This window comes from uncultured Chryseobacterium sp. (genome assembly GCF_913776365.1).
GTDB lineage: Bacteria > Bacteroidota > Bacteroidia > Flavobacteriales > Weeksellaceae > Chryseobacterium.
The window spans coordinates 1-5123 of sequence record NZ_CAJYMO010000340.1 but is presented as its reverse complement, the minus strand read 5'-3'; the positions used below and the strand labels follow the sequence as shown (position 1 = coordinate 5123).

Annotated in this window: 5 protein-coding genes; all 5 read right to left on the bottom strand. The window is 44.2% G+C overall.

The features are described 5' to 3' along the window. Positions 1 to 179: 179 nt before the first annotated feature. On the bottom strand, positions 180 to 536 hold the full coding sequence (locus QZ735_RS18395; protein WP_294251718.1) for a four helix bundle protein: 357 nt from the start codon (positions 534 to 536) through the stop codon (positions 180 to 182). 52 nt (positions 537 to 588) lie between these two features. Beyond that, entirely contained in the window at positions 589 to 867 is a 279-nt protein-coding gene (groES, locus tag QZ735_RS18390; RefSeq protein ID WP_080776869.1) for a co-chaperone GroES, read from the bottom strand. 146 nt (positions 868 to 1013) lie between these two features. Continuing rightward, complete coding sequence (locus QZ735_RS18385) at positions 1014 to 1901, bottom strand: hypothetical protein (RefSeq protein ID WP_294251715.1); 888 nt, start codon at positions 1899 to 1901, stop codon at positions 1014 to 1016. Positions 1902 to 1987: 86 nt separating this feature from the next. Continuing rightward, positions 1988 to 4375 (bottom strand): M1 family metallopeptidase, encoded by a 2388-nt coding sequence (locus tag QZ735_RS18380; protein ID WP_294251712.1) that lies wholly within the window; start codon positions 4373 to 4375, stop codon positions 1988 to 1990. 68 nt (positions 4376 to 4443) lie between these two features. Continuing rightward, a complete protein-coding gene (locus tag QZ735_RS18375; RefSeq protein ID WP_294251710.1) occupies positions 4444 to 5022 on the bottom strand; it encodes a HupE/UreJ family protein in 579 nt (192 codons plus the stop codon). Between the last annotated feature and the right edge of the window lie 101 nt (positions 5023 to 5123).

The window sequence follows — 5123 nt, the reverse complement described above, 5'->3', positions numbered from 1 at the left end:
TTCTCCCTTTAGGACCTAAGGTTACCTTTACTGCATTTGCCAATGCATCAACCCCTCTTTTTAAAGCGTCTCTAGACTCGATATCGAATTTTATTTCTTTTGCCATTGTTTTAAGCTTTTGGCGAATAGCTGTCGGCTGTTGGCCTTTGCGATTCGCGGTTTGATTTTATAATTTGATTTTAATTTCCGTTCAGCCTGTTCCAAAGGGCGACAAGCTTCTTTTTTATTATGGTTAATTCTTCTGAAAGGTGTTGGAAATCTTTCTCAGAAAGATATTCCAGATCTCTGGCAAGAATCAATTGGTTTTCGGCTTCGTTGGACGATCCCAGTGCGATATTGATGAAATTAGCGAATTCCTTGTCAGAATGTCTGCCGCTGCCTTCTGAAATATTATATCCGATGGAAGCGAACGATCTTCTAATCTGGGAAGTTAATCCAAAAATTTCTTCTTTGGGAAAATTCTTGGTTGAGGTATATATTTTTAAAGTTAACTGGTGACTCAATTGCCAGACCTCAAACTTTTTAAAATCCCTCATATGCTATTTTCAAAGCTGGAAAGCCATTTGCCAGAAGCCAGTAGCTATCAGCTTACCCGATTACTCCCAGAAGATCTCCCTCTTTTACAATTAAATAATCCTTACCTTCCAGTTTCAACTCAGAACCGGAGTATTTTCCGTAAAGCACTTTGTCGCCCACCTGTACGGTAGTCGGTTCGTCTTTTTTACCTGGGCCCACTGCCACTACGGTACCTTCCTGCGGCTTTTCTTTAGCGGTGTCCGGAATAATAATCCCTGAAGCGGTTTTTGTTTCTGCAGCGATCGGCTCGATCAAAACTCTGTCTGCTAATGGCTTAAAGTTTACTGACATAATATATTTAATTTTTTAATTATTTCTGACTTGTATTTCCCTAATAGTATGCCATCACCTATCTGTGACTGAAATGGCAGATTTTTTTTAAGGGAAGTGAAATTTTGGCAGAAAAAAAGTCCGCCGAAGCGGACTTTCCATAAGGTTTATTTACAGGAAGCTTCATAATCGTCAAGCAGCTTTTTATACATGTCGGTGAACAGGGCGGTCCGGTATTTCATGTTGATCCTTGAGGCCTCAGCGCCTCTTTTGCCTTTCAGCAGGGCCTTGCGTTCAATATCGCTGGTTTTTTTGTTTTCTTTAAAGGTCTTATTGGAAAAGTAGTCGTTCTTCCGGGCTTCATCTACCTTGGCCAGGAATTCCGGGCAGTCGGCACCTACTTCTTCGTATGCCCGGTAAAACTTTTTGTAGAGTTTTTTCATATTAAGCAGATCAAGCGGGCTCAGCGAGCTGTAATCTACCGGCGCTACGGCAAAGGTTTCATTGGGCTTGCTCAGGTAAATCATCACATAGGTAAGCTGGCAATGATCTTCATTCCCGTTGAATCCTGCGGAGTTGCTGTCTCCGAAATCGGCCTTACACAGCATACTGCGGTAACCGTACATATTGATTTTCCCTTTCTCCATCAGCGGAAGCATCAGCACCTTTCCTTCCGATTCCACTTCCAGGTTATTGTTGATTTCCTTTACCAGACGTTTATCGAGCTGAAAAGTTTCCTGTGTGTCTTCATTGGTGTAAATCAGGCTTTTGATTTCAGATACAGGGATCAGCTGTACCTGCTTGTCAGCTTTATCAGATTTGAACTTTACTTCCTTGCGGTCCAGGTTTGCGTGTTTCGGGCCTCTTCCCATGATCTGGAACGTGACTACATCCGGAAGCATGAAATCCTGGGCAAACCCTTTTTTGGTACTGCCGTCTTCCATCAGGATCTCGATGGGGATGAAATCCCGCTTTCCGGTATAAAACTGTAAAGATTGGGCAAAGACATGCTGTACAGCGAGCAGCAGTAAAATCAGGAAGCTGAATTTTTTCATGGTTTTTAATTTTTTTATAATCTGCGCAAAGCTAAAAAAAAAGTACCCGGATGAGGAGTACTTTTTAATAATAATTGATAATAATTTTAATTTTTCTTTCCTGCCGCCTGCATCGGGTTTACTTTCCCGTTGGATGCGCCTCTCGTGGCTCCGGCTTCTTTCTGCTTAAACAGATCGAATTTGGAAACCTGTGCATTTCCGCCGTCGTTGCTCCAGAAATTGTTTGACGTATCGATATCGGCCGTTTCCCGCATCGGGTCCAGCTGGATGGATTTTAATTTCTTGTCGAAATAATACGTTTTGGAAACTTTCTGCTCGTTCAGCCTCCAGATCTGGGCGGAAGATTTATCCTTCAGTTTCGTTCCGTCTTCAAAGGTGAATTCAAGAATAACCGGCATCACAAGTCCGCCTTTATTGGTGAAGTCGATCTGATAAGCGGTCATGTTCTTAAACTTATCTTTTTCTTTCTGGGTTAAAGGTTCCGTTCCTTCGGATTTGAAAACGTACTCTTTGGTATTGTCTACCTTTTCCTGGCCCCTGTCGTACCGGTAGTAGAAATCCTGGGCTTCCTTGTCTTTATCCACGTAGAAGGTAATGTTCTTATCTTCGCGGTTCCTGATTTTTGAAATGTCCTCGAAATCATTCTGGGCAGGTTTGTCTACTTTATATTTGGTTTCCTTGGCTTCCCTTGGTGCCGTGTCAAGATCCGGTGTGGCAATGGTGACTTTATCAATGGCTATATCCACGGGATCTGTTCCGTAGAACCATCCTCTCCAGAACCAGTCGAGGTCTTCTCCGCTCGCGTCTTCCATCGTCCTGAAGAAATCCGCCGGCTCAGGATGCCTGAAAGCCCATCTTTTAGCATAGGTTTTAAAGGCTTTGTCGAAAAGTTCTCTTCCCATGATGGTTTCCCGGAGGATGTTCAGTCCCGTTGCCGGTTTGGAATAGGCATTCGGACCGAACTGGATGATATTTTCCGAGTTGGACATGATCGGTTCCAACTGGTCTTTCGGAAGCTTCATATAGTCGGTGATGGTCCAGGCCGGGCCTCTTTTGGAAGGAAATTTATTGTCCCACCGTTCTTCGGTAAGGTATTCCACAAAGGTGTTCAGCCCTTCATCCATCCAGCTCCACTGTCTTTCGTCGGAGTTGATGATCATCGGGAAGAAATTGTGCCCTACCTCATGGATCACCACGCCGAGCATTCCGTTCTTGATCCCTTCGGAATAGGTTCCGTCTTTTTCCGTCCTTCCGTAGTTGAAGCAGATCATCGGGTATTCCATTCCGTTGGCGGCTTCCACCGATTGCGCTACCGGGTAAGGGTACGGAATCGTAAATTCAGAATAGGTCTTGATGGTATGCGCTACGGCTTTTGTTGAATATTTGCGGTATAAATTGTAGGCTTCTTTCGGGTAAAAGCTCATGGCCATTACCTTGTTGTTGTTTTCAGGAATGGTAACGCCCATCCCATCCCAAACGAATTTTCTTGAAGACGTCCAGGCAAAATCCCTCACGTCATTGGCTTCAAAGCTCCAGGTCTTTCGCTGCCTGGAATGGTTTTTCTCCGCTTTTTTCGCTTCATCCAGGGTTACGATTTCTACCGGTTCCGTTGAAGTTTTAGACTTATTATATCGAGCCAGCTGTTCCGCTGTTAAAACCTGGTCGTAGTTTTTACATTCTCCCGTTCCGCCGACTACGTGGTCTGCCGGAACGTTCATGTTTACTTTAAAGTTCCCGAAAACCAGTGCAAATTCGCCTCTCCCGGTAAACTGGTGATTCTGCCATCCGTGGAAATCGCTGTAGACGCACATTCTCGGGTACCACTGCGTCATGGTATACAGGTCGTTTCCGTCTTCGGCAAAGTTTTCATAACCGCCGCGGCCGCCCATTTTGATCCGGTTCGGGATGTTGTAGTTCCAATCAATTTTAAAAACCAGCTTTTCCCCTTTTTTCAGGACTTTCGGAAGATCGATTCGCATCATGGTCTTGTTCACCGTGTATTTCAGCGGTGTCCCGGAAGCATCTGTTACTTTTTCAAGGTTCACCCCGTAGCCGTTGTCGGCAGCAGGAAGTTCCGTCGGACGGAGCTGCTGGTCATTGGAAGCCTTCGGCAGGGTAGAAGAGGAAGGGAAATCGGCCTTTTTTACCGTCGACTGCTGGTTTTCGTCCAGCTGAAGCCAGATGTAATCCAGGTCGTCGGGAGAATTGTTGTAATAGGTAATGGTCTCGGAACCCTTCAGGTTCTTTTTATCTTCGTCGAGGTAAGCATTGATCGTATAATCTGCCCTGTTCTGCCAGTAGCCGTGGCCCGGTGCCCCGGAGGCCGTTCTGTAGATGTTGGGCGTGGGAAGGATGGTTCCCAGCTGTTCGAACCGGTTTCCGTGGTTGCTGCCCGGATTGTTCTGAATATTCTGTGCGGTGAAACCTGTATATGCAAATACAGAAAGGGAAAGTATGGCAACTTTTAGTTTCATAACCGAAATTGTTTTAAAGATTTTCAAATATAATGATAAGTAGCTGAAAAATCGGAAATGTTTCAGCGTTAGAACGGAATTCTTTCCAGAGTCATTTTCAGGGACAGCGCAAAAACGCCGGAAGAGACAAAAAGTACCCAGTCTTTCTGGTTTACCTTGAATATTTTAAGCAGGATCAACAGGAAGATCAGGATCCCGAAAACAATGGCAATCTGCCCCAGTTCCAGCCCGATGTTAAAACCTAGCAGCGGAACGGCTAAACTCTGGCTCTTGGCAATCATCACCCTTGCTGTATTGGCAAACCCCATTCCGTGGATCAGCCCGAAAATCAGGGCTAAATAATAATTGGCCTTCATCAGCGTCTGCTTTTTATTTTTCATCAGGATATTGTCCAGAGATGTTATAACAATAGTCAGCGGAATCAGGAATTCCACCCATGCGGAATTGATTCTGATAATATCAAAAGTACTCAAAGCCAAGGTAATTGAATGTCCGATGGTAAAAGCCGTGATCAGGATTAAAATCTGCTTCAGGTCATTGAAGGAATAAACGGCAATCAGAGCTAAAACAAAAAGCTGATGGTCAAGGGCATCGAGTGAAATAATATGTTCCCAGCCCAGGTTGAGGTAAAATAAAAAATCCTGCATGTTCTAAATCATTTATCGAACTGCGATGATACAAAATTTATTTTAACTTTGTGTAAAATTAAACGGTATGATGGTCAATATAGAATTAGAAAATACGGCAG

Excerpts from the sequence above, each read along its gene's own strand:
- QZ735_RS18395 (WP_294251718.1), bottom strand. The coding sequence starts at position 536 with ATGAGGGATTTTAAAAAGTTTGAGGTCTGGCAATTGAGTCACCAGTTA.
- groES (WP_080776869.1), bottom strand. The coding sequence starts at position 867 with ATGTCAGTAAACTTTAAGCCATTAGCAGACAGAGTTTTGATCGAGCCG.
- QZ735_RS18385 (WP_294251715.1), bottom strand. The coding sequence starts at position 1,901 with ATGAAAAAATTCAGCTTCCTGATTTTACTGCTGCTCGCTGTACAGCAT.
- QZ735_RS18380 (WP_294251712.1), bottom strand. The coding sequence starts at position 4,375 with ATGAAACTAAAAGTTGCCATACTTTCCCTTTCTGTATTTGCATATACA.
- QZ735_RS18375 (WP_294251710.1), bottom strand. The coding sequence starts at position 5,022 with ATGCAGGATTTTTTATTTTACCTCAACCTGGGCTGGGAACATATTATT.